Genomic DNA, 17,466 nt, shown 5'->3' with positions numbered 1-17,466 from the left:
AGAGCTATCCCGACGGGGCCCACCGGGTGATCGCCGAGGGGGGATCGAGGAACGGCGGGGACGCTCGGTATCAGGCCGCTTCCACGTAGCCGTCGATCGGGTCTTGGCCCTCTTCGAGCGGGTGGTCCTCGTGGACGCTCCGCAGTCGGACGGTACCCGTCCCCTCGTCGTTCAACTTCTCGACGAGCGCGTCCGCGTCGGCCTTCGACTCGAAGCGGACCCGCTCGCCGACCTCCGCGCGGTACTCGGCGACCGCCGGGTTGGCGTCGCCCGCCGCCTCGGTGATCTCGACCACGTAGGCCATGGACGGGTATCGACGAGGAGCGACAAAACCCCGACGCTCTCGCAGGGTAGATCGCCAGTGACGAGAGCGGCAGTCGAGAGTGCTCCCGGTGATCCGTCGGTGACTCGTTCCCGGTAGGTACGGACGGGTGCCCGCACCCTACCCGACCGGGGACCGTCGGGCCGCCAGGAGAGCCAGCACTCCGAACGCGACGATCGCGCCCCCGCCGAATCCGGGACCGGATCCCGTCGTCGTCGCGGTCCTCGTCCGGTCGTCCGTCCCCGGCGGCCCCGTCGTCTCCTCGGTCGGCGCGATGGTCGGCGTGGGAGTCGCCCGTACCGTCAGAGTGACCTCCTCCGTCGTCCGCGCCCCGTACTCGTCTTCGGCGATCACCGTGACCACCTGCTGGCCGGGTTCGAAGCTGTGGGTGACGGCGGTTCCGGTAGCGGAGATCCCGTCGGGGAACTCCCAGGTCACCGTGATCGACCCGACCTCGTCGGTGACCGCGGCGGTGAGCGTCACGGGCGTCCCTGCGGGCATCTCCGTCGGCCCGACGTAGGACACGGCGGGAACGTCGTTGATCAGTACCGAGCGCGTGGTGGTATCGAGCGCGCCGTCCTCGTCGGTCACACGAAGGGTGACGGGATGGGTGCCGAACGTCTCGAACGGGTGTGCGGCCGTCCGGCCCCGGGCGTCCGGCACATCGTCCCCGTCGAAGTCCCACTCGTAGGCGACGATCGCTCCGTCCGGATCGCTCGACGCCGAGGCGTCGAACGCTACCGTCTCACCCTGTACGGGGACGGACGGGCGCGACGAGAACGCCGCGGTCGGCCCGGCGTTCACCCGGATCGTCCGGGTGGTCGTGTGGCTCGCGCCGTCGGCGTCGGTCACCCGCAACCGCACGGTGTGCCGCCCCGGGGTGGTGAAGACGACCGTGGCCGTCCGGCCGCGGGCGTCGATCGTCCCGTCGCCGTCGAAGTCCCACTCGTAGCTCAGGATCGTACTGTCCGGTGCCGTCGATGTTGCGCCACTGAATCTCACCGTCCGCCCCTCGGTCGGCGTCGACGGCGACTGCGTGATCCGCGCCCGGGGCGGCTCGATCTGCGGGAGTCCGAGTCCCGCGGCCGGATCGTAGCCCTCGCGTGCGTACTCCCCCTCCGTCACGTCGAAGTCCGGGGCCCGTCGCTGGAGCACGCGCCGGACGTCCTCGTGTCTGTGTCCGTCGCCGTCCCGGTCGCTCGTCAGCGGCCAGAGCCTGGCTGCGAGCCCGGCGACGTGTGGGGTCGCCGCGGAGGTCCCGGTTCGCTCCGTGTAGCCGCCGGGCCAGGTCGACAGCACCCCTGCGCCGGGTGCCGAGACCTCCATGTACCCGTCGTCCCGTTCGAACGACCGTCCGTCCCGCCCTCGTGACGAGAAATCGGGTACCCGGTAGTTCCCCGGTTCGATCGGCACGTCGGCCCGTCCCCGCTCGAGTGCCCCGACGCCGACGACGAGTTCGTCGGCCGCGGGGTAGCTCATCGTGTCGAGATCGGGACCCCCGTTGCCCGCCGCCGCGATGACGAGCACGCCCTCCTCGTGGGCGTACTGGACGGCCGACTGGACGTGCTGGGTTCGCTGCCCGCCGAGGCTGAGCACGACGATCTCCGCCCCGGCGTCGGCCGCGTCGCGGATCGCGGCCCGGAGGTCGATCGACGAACAGCGCCGGTCGGCGGTGCAGACCTTGAACGCGAACAGGTCCGCGTCCGGTGCGACGCCGTAGATCCCGGTCCCGTTCGGCCCCCCGTCGGCCAGCACCGTGCCGGCGACGTGGGTCCCGTGTCCGTTGTCGTCGTCGCACGAGTCGTACCGGATCGGGTCGACGGTGTAGTCGCGACAGCGATCGACGCGACGGCGGAGGTCCGGATGCTCCGTCGCCACGCCCGTGTCGAGGACGGCCACGTCGACGCCCTCGCCGCCGGTCGTCCGCGTGAGGTTCGGGTTGCCGTAGACGGTCTCGATCCCGTACGGTGTCCGATCCCGCGGTCGGGGTTGCACCCCCACCGACGTCCGGGTTCCGGGTTCGGGACAGACGCCGCTCGGCACACAGGCGGACGCGAGTAGCGGACTACCGAGTGTGGCTGCTCGCTCCCGTGGACGGTCAGGTCGAGACGGGGAGATGGTGATGGACGGTACACCGAGCGAGTCGTGAGTGAGACGCTGCAGACCATCGGTTCGACCGCTCGCTCGGTCGACACTGGAGCGCGGAGAGGGCGCGGAGTGTACGAGTTCTCCTCCGTCGTCGATACCGGCACTCCCCGTATCGGTTCGCGTTAGCCCCGGTTCGAGCGCCGCGTGCGCCACTACCGTGACGAGGAGAACGAGGAGGGTAATCGAGACGAGCTCGGTGGAGTCGTTCACACCTCTCTACCGGTATCCGCCCTCGATAGATAACGTTTGGTCGATACACGGGAGGGCTCGGCGTTCGGGTTCCCGGTCCGTCCGTCCCAGTGCCCACCGACGAACCATCTCCCCCGGCTCGGACGGCGGGCAGGAGGGGACAGTTCCCGCCAACCGGGCCAATCGGCGGCCGGTCCGGGTGTGGCCCCGGTCCGCCACGCCGTGTTCAGGCGTCGTCCGACCCGTCCGCGTTCTTCATCTCCCCGGCCCGTTCGACCCATTCGGAGGTCCGTTTCTCGTTCGCTCCGGTCTCCTCGGCCAGCACGGCCGGATCGGCGTCTGCTAGTTCGCCGATCGACGTATACCCCGCAGACCGGAGTCTCTGTGCGTATCGTGAACCCAGGCCGGGCAGCTGCATCAGCGGGTCCTCGAACCCCTCGTCCGCCGTCCCGTCGCCGACGATCCCTGCGGCGGTCTCGGAGGGGAGAACGAACCGCACCTCGTCGTGGTTCACGAACCCGAACACTCGGTTCTTCTTCAGGTCCTCGGTTAGCAGGACCCCGCTCTCGATCGCCTTGAAGTTCTCACAGCCTATCGTCGTGCCGTCCGTACAGACGACCGTCAACCGCTCGTCGATATCGTGGGAGTTCGCCATAACTAACGCGTGTACCCGAGGGGCGAAGATGTGTCTTGGGGCTGCTCCTGCGTCCCTGGCTGCCGGGGTCGTCGGATGACGCAGCGTCGAGTCCCTCGCTCCATTCGGAGCGGAGGGGGATCACGGATCCGTCCGTTCGAGCGTGCGATCAGATCGTAGTGTCCGGCTCTCGCCCGGTTACCGCACCGCCAGCCCGAAGACACTTCTCGGTCGGTACGCACGACCGACGTGTGGACTCGAACAGCCTCCCGATGGTACCGGATCTGGAGGTCTTCCCCGAATCCGTCCGATACCCGATCCTGGCAGTTCTCGGGGTCGGTGTCCTCTCGCTGGTCGGCCTGGTCCTCGTCGGCCTCACGAGTTCCCCGACGGTCGTGCTCGAAGCGACGGTCGTCGACGCCCCGCCCCCGGACGGGGAGGTGTACGCACTCTCGGAGTTCTCGGGCGAGAGTCCGGTGAGGGCCGTCGTCGAGGAGGCGCTCCGGACGGGATCCGCCTCCGTGCAGACGACGACCGACCGAGTGCGTTCCGAGGACGTCCCGATCGACGCGTTCTACGTCGAACACGACGGACGGGTCGTGAGCGTCGACGTGAACTCCTGACCGTCCCCGACGCGCCCCTCGACGTTCGGCCGAATCGAACGAGCGTGGGTCCCCCTCGTATGCCGGCTTGGGTCGGGAAATTCGTCTCTATCTCCGGCAGAGCCGATCGAACGAGACGCGTATCTGGCGGGGCGAGCCCCTCGATAACTGGCGCTCCGACGCGGCGGAGCCCTCCTTCGAATATGTCGGGCCCGGCCGCCCCCGGTGTGACGGTGGCGGGCGCAGGGGCGGGGCGTCGGCCGGGGCCCGGTATGCCAGAGTGCCGTTGTGACGGATGACGCGATGACAGCCCGCCATTCATCTCCGAGTGAGCCACGAACAAAAGGCTCGCTAAGTCCGGTATCGAGAGCTCCCGATGGGTACAGTCCCCTGTCGAGCGACCTCGGGTTCGAGACGTTCCGGGTGTCGACGGCCGACGTCGTCCCCGACGCTCCACGTGGTCGACGACTCGCTGTGGCGATCGCCCGGGAGCGACCCTCGGATCTCGGACAGCTACGCCCCCCGTATCAGGGCGACGTTACCCGAACCCTCCCGTACGACCCGTTCGGTGACGGTCCCGAACGGTATCCGCGAGCCCTCGGTCCGTCCGGAGAGCCCGACGCAGACGGTGTCGTACCGGCCCGCCGCCTCGACGACCGCCGTCCCGACGTCGTCGGCGACGACGATCTCGATATCGTACTCGTCGGGATCGAGTCCGGCGGCCTCGGCGGCCTCGGTGACGACCGCTCGACCCCGTTCCTCGGCCGCCGCCTCGTCCCCGGTACCGGACGGCTGGACGTTCAGCAGGACCGGAACGGTGCCGTCGACGGTCGCGAACTCGACGGCCTGGTGTGCGACGGCCGGGCCGTTGGGACCCGGGGCGACGAGCGCGACGGGCGTTCCGATACTCCCACCCCGGAGGTCGACGAGCGCGACGTCACAGCGGGCCTCTCGAACGACCGAGTCGACCGTCGCGCCGAAGACGTGGCCCTCGGATTCGAGCGTCCCGTCCCAACCGAGGAGGACCTCGTCGGCGTCCTCCGATTCGAGCACGTCGAGTATCGCCTCGCCGACGTCGGGGGCGACGACCGCCCTGGTTCGGAGGTCGATCTCCATCTCGGCGGCGATCTCGTGGGCGTTCTCGAGCAGGTCGCGCCCGTGCTCGGCCCGGTCGGCCTCGACGTTCTGTAGCGGCGAGGGGTGGGCGACCGGGGTGACGTTGACCGCGACGAGTTCGGGCGTCCCCCGGTCCTCGTTGGCGTGCGCGCTGGCCGCCGCCAGGCGGAGGAGGTCGTGCTGGGTCTCGGGGTTCGCCACCGGGACCACGACGCGATACGGCTGGGCCGGCTCCCCACGGATCGCCTCGCGGAGCAGTCCCTCGCTCACGACGCGCCCCCTGGTGTAGGCGGCGTACCAGACGACCCCGAGGGCGACGATCCCCGACCCGATGACGACGACGAGGGTCGCCATCTGCGAGACGACGACGACCGACAGCACCACTCCGAGCATCGGGACCGCGGGGTACAGGGGTCGCGGCAGCGAGAACGACGGGTCGTACCCCTCGGGGTCGGCCCGTCGGAAGACGACGAGCGAGACGTGGACGAGCGAGTAGGCGACGAGGAAGCTGAAGCTCGCCGCTTCGGCCAGCAGGGCGACGATCGCCTCGACCTCGAGGCCGGCGAGGATCAGCAGCGCCGTCACGCCGCCGGTGGCCGCGATCGCCCGGTGTGGCGTGTAGAACCGCGGGTGGCTCACGTTGAACCAGTCGGTCACGACCCCGTCCCGCCCCATGGCGTAGATGACGCGCGAGGCCGCGAGTACCGAGGAGTTCGAACTCGAGATGGCCGCGATGACCGCGGCGAAGACGATCGCCACGACGCCCGCCGATCCGAGATAGACCACGGCGACGTCCGAGACCGGGATGGGCGACTCCCCCAGCGACTCGAACGGGATCACGCCGGTGCTGACGAGCATGACGAGCACGTAGAGGCCCGTCACCAGCACCACCGAGAGGATCATCGACAGCGGGATCGTTCGACCGGGGTCCTTGATCTCGCCCGCGACGGTCGCGATGATCTCGAAGCCGAGGAAGGAGATGAAGACGATCCCGGTCGTGGCGAGGACACCCCGGGGACCGAAGGGGGCGAACGGTTCGAGGTTCCCGGGCTCGATGAAGAACACGCCGACGGCGACGAAGACGAGGACGATGGCGGTCTCGACCCCGATGGTGACGTTCTGGAAGGCGCTCGACTCCTCGGTCCCGTAGTAGTTGACGCCGAGGAGGAGGACCAGCCCCACGAGTCCGAGGCCGACGACGAAGACACGCCCGTCCAGGAAGGGGATCGGCTCGACGAGGTACTGCCCGAAGCCGATCATGTAGAAGGCGCTCGCGAACATCAGCCCCGTCCACATCCCCCAGCCGACGACAGCTCCAAAGAGACCGCCGAGCGCGCGGTTGACGTAGTGGTAGCTCCCTCCGGCGATCGGCATCCCGGTCGCCAGCTCGGAGAGCGAGAGCGCCGCGAGCAGCGCGACGAAGCCGGCGATGGCGTAGGAGATCGAACTCGCGGGCCCGGCCGTCTCGGCCGCGATGCCGGGGAGGACGAAGATGCCGGCACCGATCATCGTCCCCCCGCCGAGGGTCATCGCCTCGAGGAAGCCGAGCGTCCGCTCGAGTTCGCCGCCCTCGGCGCTCATGGCTCCCCCTCGACGCTCGCCCGTCGGATCACTCGACGTCCCTCACGATGAGCGCCGGGACCTCGACGTCGTCGACGATCCCCGAGAGGACGTCCCCGATGATACGCTCGCGGAGCGAGGGCTCGGTCTCGCCGAGGACGACGAGGTCGTACTCGCCTCCGAACTCGACGATGTCGGTCCGCGGGTCGCCGCCCTCCGACAGCCGCCGGTCGATCCGGTCGCGATCGACCCCGTACTCGACCAGCCGATCCACGGCCCCCACGAGGAGGAGTTCGCCCCCGCTCGGGTCCGCGCCCTCGGCGACCGAGTGGAACAGCGTGGCGGTCTCCTCGCCGGCCAGCAGCAGGTCGGCGACCACCGAGAGGATCCGATCGAGGTTCACATCGCCCCGGAGCGGGACGAGGATCCGGTCGAGTGCCGACGTCTCGCCGGCGATCAGCACCGCGTTACAGCCGTGCTGGTCCGCGATGCGGTCGATGGTCGCCTCCCGGTCGTGCGTGAAGACGAGCACCGCCGTGGATCCATGGTGGGCGTCGGCGATCGTCTCGAGCCTGTCCGCGGCCTCCGGACCGTACTCCTCCCTGATCAGCGCCGGCTCGGCCTGGTCCGGGACCGGGAAGTACCCGAGGATGACCACCTCGATCGGGCCGATGCGGTCGAGGATACCCAGTGACGGCGGCTCGTTCGCCGAGACGTCGACCGGGACGAGTATCGTCAGCTCGCCGGACCGTTCCATGGTACCGAGACTCACCCGATGGGTCTTAGGTCTTCGCAGGGGCCGACCACACGCACCCCGGACCCCGCCGCCCGGTCGGAGCGACGCGGGAGATCCGGGTATCGACACGACGGGCTCCCGACCGTGCGCTCGCGGCCACGGACGACGTGGGTGTGGCGAGCTCGGAGGGGGGGAGCACGAGTCGACGTCCACGGTCCGGGGCGTCGACTCACGGGCGCGGGGCCGGTCGACCGAACCTCGCACGCACCCCGTTCGGCGGGTCCCGTCGGAGTCCGTGGAGACCGACACGGCCTCCGTGCTGGAGGGGGTAACGTCGGGAGCACCAGAGGGGAGTTCCTCGACGATACCTTCATCCCGACGGCCGATCGATCGCCTGTGTCCATGACCACCATCACCACACTCGCAGATATCCCCCCATCCGGGACCCGCGTCCCGTCCGTGGCGACGTCAGCGCGACAGTCCCGCCCGCGATCCGCTCCCAACTGACCATGACGACGGACCCCCTTCCAGCCCCGGTCGACGCGGCCATCGACGCGCGGTTCGACGACTACCGGGACGCGCTGTTCGATCTCCTCCGACAGCCGAGCGTCTCCTCGACGGGGGAACCGATGGACGAGTGGGCGACGCTCGTCGGCCGGTTCCTCGGCGAGCACGGCTTCGAGGACTGGCGGCTCGTCGCGACCGACCACGATCCGCTCGTCTATGCCGAGATTCCGGCCGATCCCGATGCCCCGACGGTCGTGTTCTACGGGCACTACGACGTCCAGCCCGTCGGCGACGAGACCGACTGGGACTCCCCGCCGTTCGAGCCGACGGTCCGCGACGGGAGCATCTACGCCCGCGGTGCCGGCGACAACAAGGGCCAGTTCGGCGCACACGCCTTCGCGGTCGACGCGCTCCTCGCCGCGGACGCCTTCCCCGCCGCGAACGTCAAACTCCTGCTCGAGGGTGGCGAGGAGAGCGGCAGCCCCGGGCTCCGTCAGTACCTCGACTCGGAGGCGTCGGAGATCGCCGACGCCGACCTCGTGTACATCGCCGACGGCCCCATGCATCGGTCGCGACGGCCGACGCTCATCTACGGCCACCGGGGCATCCTCATGCTGCGACTCTCCCACCGGACGGCGAACTCGGACCTGCACTCGGGCAACTTCGGCGGGCCCGTCCCCAGCGCCACGAACGAACTGATCGAGGTGATCGACTCGATGCAGGTCGACGCCGGCGACAGGATCGCGGTCGACGGGTTCTACGACGGCGTGTCGGTGACCGACACCGATCGGGAACTGGTCGCCGACATCCCGACGGACGAGGCGGCGATCAAAGAGGAGCTCGGGCTGACGCACTTCGCGTCCGACCGCCCCTACTACGAACGCCTGCTCCTGGAGCCGACGCTCAACGTCAACAGCCTCACCGGCGGCTACCAGGGACCGGGCGGGAAGACGATCGTCGCCCACCAGGCGACGGCGACGATCGACTGCCGGCTCGTGCCCGATCAGGACCCGGACGCCGTCTTCGACGCCATCCACGCGCACGTGGAGGCGGTCAACCCCGACGTCGAGGTGGAGAAACTGTCCGTCTTCCCGCCGACCAGGACGCCCGTCGACGTGCCGGTGGCCGACGACGTCAGACGGACCCTCACGGAGGTCTGGGGCGAGGAGGTCGTCGAACTCCCCGTCCTCGGGGGGAGCCTCCCAGCCGCGTTCTTCCGGAACGTCGACGAGCTGGCCGACGTGCCGGTGCTCGTCGTCCCGTACGCGAACCCCGACCAGAACAACCACGCGCCGAACGAGCACCTCGACCTCGACTGCTTCGAGAACGGGATCCGGACGAGTGCGGCCTTCCTCTGTCGGTTCGCCGACTCGGCGTGAACACGGGCGTCGACGGCACAGGGGCCGGTCCGGATCTCGAAGGGCTCCGGTTTTCCCATCGGGATCCGTCGACGGCGGTCGGTACGGATCGGCCGGAATGGTGGTTAGCCGGGAGCCCATTCGTGCGATCCCTTTCCTCGAACTCCGTGGCCAGCAGTCCCGTCGCGCAGCGATCCGGCCACGCCAACAGCCGGCCGCCGAACCGGACGCCCCGGGGTCCCCGGCCCGGGAAGTGCCCCGATTTAACCCGCAGGGGTAGCTACGGGGACGCGAAGCCGGATGGGCAGGCGCACCGCGATACGAGTGGTGCTGATCTCCGTGCTGCTCGCCTCGGCGGGGATCCTCGCGCTCGACTGGGCACCGACGGCGGCGAACGCGCCCGCCGTGACCGTGGATCGGACGGGACCCACCGAGCGGGGGAACGTCACCGTCATCACGACGGACCCGCCCGGTAGCACCAGTGGGTCCGCCGCGATCGTCGCCCTCACCGCGGACGGGCGGACCCTGTATCGGAACGACTCGTACGGGAACTACTTCGACGTCGACCCGGATCCTCCGGGGTCACGAACGGTGCTGTACGTCGCCGGCAGCCGGTACGAGCAGTGCCCGGAAGCGCTGGAGGCCCGTTCGAACGGGACGTTCGAGGACGGGTGTGCCGAGGTCGCGGTCGAACGGGTCGACCTCTCGACCGGCGAGACCGAGCGCGTGCACTCGACGGTGACCGACTGGGACATCTGGCACGACGTCGACCGGATCGGCGAACACAGGCTACTCGTCGCCGATATCTCGACGGACCGGGTCTTCGTGCTTAACACGTCGACCGACGCGATCGAGTGGGAGTGGCGAGCGGTCGACGACCTCGATCCCGATAGTGGCGGGCAGTCCGGCGACTGGACGCACCTCAACGACGTCGAGTCGCTCGACGACGGCCGCGTCATGGTGAGTCTGCGCAACCAGGACCGGATCGTGTTCCTCGACCCTGACGACGGTCTCGTGGCGAACCGGACGCTCGGCGCGGAGAACGCCTACGGGGTCCTCTACGAGCAGCACAACCCCGACTACATCCCCCCGGAGCGAGGGGGCCCGGCGGTCGTCGTCGCGGATTCGGAGAACAACCGGGTCGTCGAGTACCAGTATACGGACGGGCAGTGGCGGCAGGTCTGGACCTGGCGGGACGACGACCTCCGGTGGCCCCGCGACGCGGACCGGCTTCCCGGCGGCCACACGCTCGTGACCGACTCGCAGGGCAACCGGGTGATCGAACTCGACGAGGACGACGAGGTGATCTGGCGCGCCGACGTGTCGACGCCGTACGAGGCCGAACGGCTGGAGACCGGCGACGAGAGCGCGACCGGCCGGAGCAAAGCGGCGCTCGCTGCCGACACGGACGGTCCCGCCGAGGCCGACCGAACGGATCGAACGGAACGGACGACCGGACTGGCGTGGGTAGTCGCCTTTCTCACCGGACCGGTCGTCAACGGGCTCCTCTACGCCGCGCCCGCGTGGATGACGTTCCGTGGGCTCCTCGCCGCGCTGGTCGTCGGTTCCACCGCCGTGACGTGGGTGGCGTTCGAACTGTACTGGTCCGGGTGGAGCCTCCGGGTGCTCGATCGGTTCGGCTGATGGATCTCAAATCAGGATAAAACGGCGTTTTCACCGAGAGCAACCCTTTTTCGGGCCGGTCGGCAAGCGAGGGGTATGGCCGTCGTCCAGTCCCTCCAGGCTGCGAGTACCGCCCTCCGGCGCAATCCGGTCGTCGCCGGCACCGTCCTCGTCCTCTCGCTGCTCCAGCTCCCGGTCCAGTTCGCGTCGCTGGCCGGGCCGTCCGTGTCGACCGCGGTTGATGCCGCCTCCTCGCTCGCGGCGCTCGTCGTCGCCCCGTTCGTCTTCGGCGGACTGCTCGGCATGGCCGCCGAGGCGCTCGACGGGACGACCGGCCTCGGGACGTTCGTCGAGGCGGGCAAGCGCCACTACACGTCGATGCTGGGGGCGTACCTCCTCCTGATCGGGGTGTTGCTCGTCTTCTGGTTCGTCTCGGGCTTCCTCGGCATCGCCGCCATCGCCGGGATCGGGATCCTGTCGGGCGGGCCCTCCGGGTCGTCGGGTCCGCTGTTCCTCGCGATGTTCCTCGTGACTACCGTCGTGTTCCTCGTCGGGCTGTTCGTCCCGCTGTTCTTCGTCCAGTTCTACGGGCAGGCCATCATCCTGGACGGGGAATCCGCTATCAGCGGGTTCAAGCGCAGCGTCGGCCTGGTCCGCCGGAACCTGGCGTCGGTACTCGGCTACTCGCTGTTCGTCCTCGGTACGGGCCTGCTGTTCGGGCTCCTCGGGAGCGTCCCCTCGATGCTCCTGTCCGCGCAGGCGACGCAGGTCCCGGTGTCGATGTCGCTCCCCGACCTGGGGCTCCCCGCCACCGTCGCGATCACCGTGGTCGGAAACGTCGTCTTCGGCCTCCTCGGGGGTCTGTTCCTCGTGTTCTCTGTCGCGTTCTACCGGACGCTCGCCCCGGCGGGGTCGGCGGAGTCCCCGTCGAGTACGCAGGGAGCGGTCGCCTGACCGCCGGGGCCCGTCGGGGAACCGTACCGACGGCCCCGGAGGACGTCTCGATCCGGCGTCCGCCGCACTATCACTCCGCCGAACGGATCTCCTCGGTCACCTCTCCGACCGAGGACACCAGCTCCGGAACACCGAACGCCGACCCGCTCCCGTGACTCGGGAGGCGTGGCCTCACCGTCGACGCCAACCGCGACTCGTAGCGTTTTTCCGCCGCTCACGAGACGTCCATCGTGTGCCCTCCCTCGACGGACGGTCGCGACACACCGTACTGACGCTCTGTGTGGTAGTGCTCCTCGGTCTCGCCGGCTGCGGCGGCCTGTCCGGTTCGGACGCCACCCCCTCCCCGTCGGATCCCTCTACCGATAGCCCGATCGCGTCACCAACAGCATCACCGACGGCGCCCCCGACACCCGCTTCGACGTCGACGCCGACCTCGACATCGACCCCGCCTCCGGAGATCGCCGAACGGCTCTCCGCCGGGATCGCTACCACGGGTGTTCGAAACGTCTCGACCGTGATGGACGTTCACCGGGCGCGAGCCGTCGCCACGCCGGGCGTGGCGGCACACACGACGAACGCGACGGCCGGTGGCCGTCACGTCCTCGCGACCGCCCAGGTGGCCGCGACGGCGAACCTGACCCGGGTTCGGTACGTCTCGCAGTCGCGAACGGCCACCGGGAACGGCACGCGAGCCACGGTGACGGTGATCGCCGCGAACGAGACGACGGTCGGTCAGTACACCGCCGTGAACGGGAACGTCACGCTCGACGACCGGCGGAACCGGACCGCGGTGTTCGACCGGTCGCTCCGCGGGCTCTCGACGGCGACGAACCCGCTCCGCGGCACGCTCCAGCGCGGGAACTTCACCGTCGTCGACGCGGAGACGGTCGACGGGACGGAACTCCTCACGCTCCGGGCCGACCGGTACGCCGGCGGTCAACTGTACGAGACCTCGGACGTCGCGAACTACACGGCGACGGTCCGCGTCACCGGCGACGGCCTGATCCGGTCGGCGACCGAGCGCATCGTCGGGACGGCCGCCGTCGACGGTCGCCGCTACGAGTTCGCCTATCGCTTCGAGCCGACGCCGGTCGACCTCCCCCCGACGCCGCGAATCCCCGAGGAGATCCGAGCGGCGGCCGATACCGCCAACGACACCCGGACCCCGACCCCCACCGGAACCCCGTCAGCCGCGGCCGCGAGCACGTAGCGGGATCCGCGAGGGATGCGAACGGCCAGCGGGCCGGTTTGTGGTTCCGGGCGGACTCCCCCGGTGAATCCCTCCGACTGGGAGGCTCCCACACGGTAAAAGTGGATTTTGAGCGTCCCCCGGGTTGATGGAAACCCCTCGACTACGGGTGGGTATGGCCCTCCAACTCGGTGACGCCCTCGGCCGCGGCGCGCGACGGAGCGCGTCGACCAGCGGGCTCGCCATACTCGCACTGACCGTACTGTACCAGTTCGCGCTCCTCGGGGCGCTGAACACCGTCGTCGTGAACCTGCTCCCGAGCGGCGTCGACCCGGCCGAGGTCGGGTCGATCGGCTTCAGCCTCCCGCTGTCGACTGACGGGGCGCTCGTGCTCCTGGTCGCGTCGTTCCTGTTCGGCACCGGGGTGTTCCTCGTCGCGGCCCGGCTGCTGGCCCGCGACACGACGGCGCTCGGCTCGCTCCCCGCGGAGGCGTTCACCCACCGGCTCGGCCGGGGACTCCTCTCCCTGCTCGTCGTCAACCTCGTCCTCGCGGTGACGATCCCGCTCGGGCTTGCTCTGCTCGTGGTTCCGGGCCTGTTCCTGGCGGTGAGCTTCCAGTTCGCCGTGTTCGCGGTCGCCGTCGAGGATCGCGGGCCGGTCGCCGCGCTCCGGCGGAGCTGGGCGCTCGCCAGCGGCGACCGCTGGCGGGTGCTCGCGCTGGTCGTCCTGTTCGCGGTGGTCGGCGGCGTGTCCGGTGCCCTCGGCTCGGCCCTCTCGCTGGCCGATCCGCTGGTCGGACAGCTCGCCTCGATGGGTGCCACCTCGGTGTTCCTCGTCCTGATGTACGGGGTCCTCGCCGACGCGTTCCTCCAGCTGCGCGACGAGCCCCTGCTCGGCCGCGGCGGCGGATCGTCCGGCACCACTAACGCGGACGCGCTGTAGGTAACCGACGGTCTCACGGCCGGCCCGACCCCCGGTGACCGACGCGTCCCGACGGGGTCACGCCACCCGAACGACCTGTGCCGCCCGCGATGGACTGTCCGGACGTCCGCGTACCGACGGTCCCCGGCGTCGAAGCGGTGAATCGTTCCAGCTGCGGTGGGAGAGACGAACGGGTTCGCCAACACTGATCCGCGTCGGGGCCGAACACGTTCGGACGGAGTCCCATGCCACAGGCCGATCTCACGATCACGATCCCCGACGGGGTCTGGATCGGCGACGTCTCCCGGAGCCATCCGGACGCCACCGTCCGTATACTGGCGGCCCTCACCGCCGAGAGCGCCGGCGTAGGTCTCGCCGAGATCACGGCGGACGAGCTACCGGCGGTCGTCGCCGACATCGACGCCAGCGATTCGGTCACCGAACTCGAGATCCTGCAGCGGTCGGAGCGGACGGCGCTCCTCCAGTTCGAGACGACGACGCCGCTCCTCCTCCTCCCCGTCCAGGACTCCGGCGTCCCGCTGGAGATGCCGTTCACCATCAGGGACGGGCGGGCCGAGTGGGAGATAACGGCACCGCAGCACCGTCTCTCCGAACTCGGGACACAGCTCGAGGAGTTCGGGATCCCGTTCACGGTGAACGAGATCCGTCGACGCATAGAGCCCGAGAGCCTGCTGACCGACCGACAGCTGGCCCTCGTCCACGCGGCCGTCGAACGGGGCTACTACGACACGCCCCGCCGGTGCTCGCTCACCGAACTCGCGGCGGACGTCGGGCTCGCGAAATCGACGTGCAGCGAGACGTTACACCGGGCGGAGGGGAAGATCGTCGAGCGGTTCCTCGAAGACGTCGATAGCGCGACGATCGAATCGATCGGTTCGTGAGATGGGGTGGGACACCCGCGGGCCCGCGTCTCGCGAGCACGCACTCCCGATCGCCACCACACGAGCGAGGCAGGGATCGCTCGCCGGATCCACTCGTGCACCCCTCGACCGGACCCGTGAACGAGCCGGGGAACATGTTCGGTACCGGTCCCGAGGTCCGGGAATCGAGGCCCCCTAGAAGTTAGTGCGAAGCGAATGCGCGCGCGGTCATGGAGCTAAGCCGAGGAACGATCGCGAAGGCCCTGGTCGCGGTGTTCGTGATCAACCTGATCGTGATGGGTGTCGGGGCGTTCTACTCCGCACAGCAGATCCCGCCGATCCCCAAGGAGGTGGTCGGGCCCGACGGTGAAGTCGTCGCGACCGAGACGCAGGTCCGGGACGGGAAGGTCGTGTTCCAGAGGAACGGTCTGATGAACCACGGCTCGATCCTGGGCAACGGCGCGTACTTCGGCGTCGACTACACCGCGGACGCGCTCGACCTGAAGGTGGAACACATGCGCGAGTACTACGCCCGGGAGCGTCACGGCGAGTCGTACGCCGATCTGAGTTCGCCGGATCGGGCGAGCGTCGACAGCCTCGTCCGGAGCGATCTCGACCGATCGTTCGAGCGGGGGACCGAGACGATCGAGTACTCCGCGGCGGAGGTCTACGCCCACCGGCAGGTCCGGGACACGTACGTCCGGCGATACCACGACGGGTCGCTCGATCGCGGTGTGCCTGCGGGGTTCGTCGACTCGGAGCGGGAGGCCCGACAGTTCGCCGACTTCGCCCTCTGGACGGCGTGGATCTCACACACCGACCGTCCGGGGAGCGATCACAGCTTCACGAACGAGTGGCCCTACAGCCCGGCCGCCGGGAACACGCCGACCGGGTCGACGATGATCTGGAGCGTCCTTAGCATGGTCCTCCTCGTCGGGGCGGTCGGCATCGGCGTCTGGCTCTACAAGGCGGTCGAACTCCCCGAGCCGAAGGTCAGCGGGATCGAGATCCCGCCGCCCGACGAGATCAGCCTGACGCCCAGCCAGCGGGCGGCGACCCGGTTCATCCCCCTCGCGGGCGCGCTGTTCGCCCTCCAGGTGCTCCTGGGTGGACTCCTCGCACACTACTACGTCGAGCGGGGTGCCTTCTTCGGCGTCGAGGAGGTGTTCGGCGTCCGTATCGTCGAGGCGTTCCCGTTCGCGCTGGCGAAGACGTTCCACCTCGATCTCGGGATCCTCTGGATCGCCGCGCTGTGGCTCGGAGCGGGGCTGTTCCTCCCGCCGCTGCTGACGAACCACGAACCCGACCGGCAGAAGACGTTCATCCACGTCCTCCTCGGCGCGCTCGTCGTCGCCGCGGTGGGCGGCCTCGCCGGGGTCTGGCTCGGTGCGCAGGGCTACATCGACGGCCCGCTCTGGTGGATCCTCGGCAACGAGGGGCTGGAGTACCTCGAAGTCGGCCGGCTCTGGCAGGTCGGGCTACTCGTCGGGTTCGGGCTGTGGACGGTGCTCGTCTGGCGGGGGTTCAGACCGATGCTCGAACGGGAGGCCCGGTACGGCCTCGCACACATGATCATCTACGCCGGCGGGTCGATCGGGCTCCTGTTCGTCGCGGGGATGCTCTACACGCCGCGGACGAACATCGTGATGACGGAGTTCTGGCGGTGGTGGGTGGTCCACATGTGGGTCGAGGGGGCCTTCGAGTTCTTCATCGTCGCCATCGTCGGCCTCACGCTCGTGAGCATGGGTCTGCTCCGCAAGCGCTCGGCCGAGAAGGCCGTCGCGTTTCAGGCGCTGTTCGTGATGGGCTCGGGCGTCATCGGCGCCTCGCACCACTACTGGTGGGTCGGCCAGCCCGACGTCTGGATCCCCTTCGGATCCGTGTTCTCGACGCTCGAACTCATCCCGCTGATCCTCATCCTCTTCGAGGCGATGGGCCAGTACCGCGCGCTGGCGACGAGCGACGAGACGTTCCCGTACACGCTGCCGTTCATGTTCATCGTCGCGAGCGGCTTCTGGAACTTCCTCGGAGCCGGTGTCCTGGGCTTCTTCATCAACCTCCCGCTGGTCAACTACTACGAGCACGGGACCTACCTCACCGTGGGTCACGCCCACGCGGCGATGTTCGGGGCGTTCGGCTTTCTGGCCCTGGGAATGGCGACCTACATGCTCCGCATCTCGACGAGACCGAGCGAGTGGACCGAACGCCGGCTCCGCTGGGCGTTCTGGCTCTGGAACCTCGGACTGGCGGTGATGGTGTTCGTCTCCGTGCTGCCCGTCGGGTTCCTGCAACTGGACGCGGCGTTCACGGGGAGCTACGCCGCCGCGCGGAGTCTCGCCTTCTACGAGGGTGAGATCGTCCAGCTGCTGTTCTGGGCGCGCCTGCCCGGGGATACGATGATCATCCTCGGCACGCTCGTCTTCGCGTACGACATGGTCGTAAAGCGGTTCACGCTCCGTTCGGTTTCGCGACCGAGCGGAGCCCCCACACGTGGGACGATCCCCGACCGGGTGATGACGGAGGACGACGACTGATAGGGCTCGTCGTAGCCAGCCGGGGGATTCGACCGTTCGGCGTGGGTCGCGCGCGGCACGATTCTCGGCGGGAACTCTATGAACTACGACGATGATCCCTGTGAGGCACACGCTGGACTCCGAACCGGCCCGGACGACGCCGAACCGATCTCCCGTGCCTATATATGCTATGAGTAATATACTACCCTGCC

The 17,466-nt window shown here is 69.3% G+C and carries 13 protein-coding genes; 8 read left to right on the top strand and 5 right to left on the bottom strand.

Annotated features, from left to right (window positions below):
* Positions 1-70: 70 nt before the first annotated feature.
* The 3 genes from WDJ58_RS21085 to WDJ58_RS21075 all read right to left on the bottom strand — a co-directional run bounded on the left by WDJ58_RS21085 (position 71) and on the right by WDJ58_RS21075 (position 3,314).
* On the bottom strand, positions 71-304 hold the full coding sequence (locus WDJ58_RS21085; RefSeq protein ID WP_338915283.1) for a hypothetical protein: 234 nt from the start codon (positions 302-304) through the stop codon (positions 71-73).
* Between the two features lie 138 nt (positions 305-442).
* Complete coding sequence (locus tag WDJ58_RS21080) at positions 443-2,317, bottom strand: S8 family serine peptidase (protein WP_338915282.1); 1,875 nt, start codon at positions 2,315-2,317, stop codon at positions 443-445.
* A gap of 568 nt (positions 2,318-2,885) precedes the next feature.
* Positions 2,886-3,314 (bottom strand): helix-hairpin-helix domain-containing protein, encoded by a 429-nt coding sequence (locus WDJ58_RS21075; protein WP_338915281.1) that lies wholly within the window; start codon positions 3,312-3,314, stop codon positions 2,886-2,888.
* 230 nt (positions 3,315-3,544) lie between these two features.
* Between WDJ58_RS21075 and WDJ58_RS21070 the strand changes: the two genes are divergently transcribed.
* On the top strand, positions 3,545-3,916 hold the full coding sequence (locus WDJ58_RS21070) for a hypothetical protein (protein WP_338915280.1): 372 nt from the start codon (positions 3,545-3,547) through the stop codon (positions 3,914-3,916).
* Between the two features lie 492 nt (positions 3,917-4,408).
* On the opposite strand, the gene WDJ58_RS21065 is transcribed toward WDJ58_RS21070, so the two are convergent.
* Together WDJ58_RS21065 and WDJ58_RS21060 are read right to left on the bottom strand one after the other, a co-directional pair.
* On the bottom strand, positions 4,409-6,592 hold the full coding sequence (locus tag WDJ58_RS21065; protein WP_338915279.1) for an amino acid permease: 2,184 nt from the start codon (positions 6,590-6,592) through the stop codon (positions 4,409-4,411).
* 28 nt (positions 6,593-6,620) lie between these two features.
* On the bottom strand, positions 6,621-7,328 hold the full coding sequence (locus tag WDJ58_RS21060; RefSeq protein WP_338915278.1) for a universal stress protein: 708 nt from the start codon (positions 7,326-7,328) through the stop codon (positions 6,621-6,623).
* Between the two features lie 488 nt (positions 7,329-7,816).
* Between WDJ58_RS21060 and WDJ58_RS21055 the strand changes: the two genes are divergently transcribed.
* From WDJ58_RS21055 to WDJ58_RS21025, 7 genes are all read left to right on the top strand, one after another.
* Positions 7,817-9,193 (top strand): M20/M25/M40 family metallo-hydrolase, encoded by a 1,377-nt coding sequence (locus WDJ58_RS21055; protein WP_338915277.1) that lies wholly within the window; start codon positions 7,817-7,819, stop codon positions 9,191-9,193.
* Positions 9,194-9,472: 279 nt separating this feature from the next.
* Positions 9,473-10,816 carry an arylsulfotransferase family protein gene (locus WDJ58_RS21050; RefSeq protein ID WP_338915276.1) on the top strand — a complete coding sequence of 448 codons (1,344 nt, stop codon included), beginning with the start codon at positions 9,473-9,475 and terminating at the stop codon, positions 10,814-10,816.
* Between the two features lie 75 nt (positions 10,817-10,891).
* The gene (locus WDJ58_RS21045; protein ID WP_338915275.1) at positions 10,892-11,749 is read left to right on the top strand and encodes a hypothetical protein; all 858 of its coding nucleotides are present in this window, start codon (positions 10,892-10,894) and stop codon (positions 11,747-11,749) included.
* A gap of 517 nt (positions 11,750-12,266) precedes the next feature.
* Positions 12,267-12,959 (top strand): hypothetical protein, encoded by a 693-nt coding sequence (locus WDJ58_RS21040; RefSeq protein ID WP_338915274.1) that lies wholly within the window; start codon positions 12,267-12,269, stop codon positions 12,957-12,959.
* A 154-nt stretch (positions 12,960-13,113) separates the two neighbouring features.
* On the top strand, positions 13,114-13,881 hold the full coding sequence (locus WDJ58_RS21035; RefSeq protein ID WP_338915273.1) for a hypothetical protein: 768 nt from the start codon (positions 13,114-13,116) through the stop codon (positions 13,879-13,881).
* Positions 13,882-14,105: 224 nt separating this feature from the next.
* Positions 14,106-14,762: a helix-turn-helix domain-containing protein gene (locus tag WDJ58_RS21030; protein ID WP_338915272.1), complete on the top strand. Its 657-nt coding sequence runs from the start codon at positions 14,106-14,108 to the stop codon at positions 14,760-14,762.
* A gap of 209 nt (positions 14,763-14,971) precedes the next feature.
* Complete coding sequence (locus tag WDJ58_RS21025; RefSeq protein WP_338915271.1) at positions 14,972-17,275, top strand: nitric-oxide reductase large subunit; 2,304 nt, start codon at positions 14,972-14,974, stop codon at positions 17,273-17,275.
* Positions 17,276-17,466: the final 191 nt, after the last annotated feature.

The sequence above is a fragment of the Salinirubellus litoreus genome (genome assembly GCF_037335815.1).
Lineage (GTDB): Archaea > Halobacteriota > Halobacteria > Halobacteriales > Haloarculaceae > Salinirubellus > Salinirubellus litoreus.
This window is presented reverse-complemented; position numbering and strand designations above follow the sequence as displayed.

Coding starts and splice junctions, on each gene's coding strand:
- WDJ58_RS21085 (WP_338915283.1), bottom strand. CDS start 304: ATGGCCTACGTGGTCGAGATCACCGAGGCGGCGGGCGACGCCAACCCG.
- WDJ58_RS21075 (WP_338915281.1), bottom strand. CDS start 3,314: ATGGCGAACTCCCACGATATCGACGAGCGGTTGACGGTCGTCTGTACG.
- WDJ58_RS21065 (WP_338915279.1), bottom strand. CDS start 6,592: ATGAGCGCCGAGGGCGGCGAACTCGAGCGGACGCTCGGCTTCCTCGAG.
- WDJ58_RS21060 (WP_338915278.1), bottom strand. CDS start 7,328: ATGGAACGGTCCGGCGAGCTGACGATACTCGTCCCGGTCGACGTCTCG.
- WDJ58_RS21055 (WP_338915277.1), top strand. CDS start 7,817: ATGACGACGGACCCCCTTCCAGCCCCGGTCGACGCGGCCATCGACGCG.
- WDJ58_RS21050 (WP_338915276.1), top strand. CDS start 9,473: ATGGGCAGGCGCACCGCGATACGAGTGGTGCTGATCTCCGTGCTGCTC.
- WDJ58_RS21045 (WP_338915275.1), top strand. CDS start 10,892: ATGGCCGTCGTCCAGTCCCTCCAGGCTGCGAGTACCGCCCTCCGGCGC.
- WDJ58_RS21040 (WP_338915274.1), top strand. CDS start 12,267: ATGGACGTTCACCGGGCGCGAGCCGTCGCCACGCCGGGCGTGGCGGCA.
- WDJ58_RS21035 (WP_338915273.1), top strand. CDS start 13,114: ATGGCCCTCCAACTCGGTGACGCCCTCGGCCGCGGCGCGCGACGGAGC.
- WDJ58_RS21030 (WP_338915272.1), top strand. CDS start 14,106: ATGCCACAGGCCGATCTCACGATCACGATCCCCGACGGGGTCTGGATC.
- WDJ58_RS21025 (WP_338915271.1), top strand. CDS start 14,972: ATGGAGCTAAGCCGAGGAACGATCGCGAAGGCCCTGGTCGCGGTGTTC.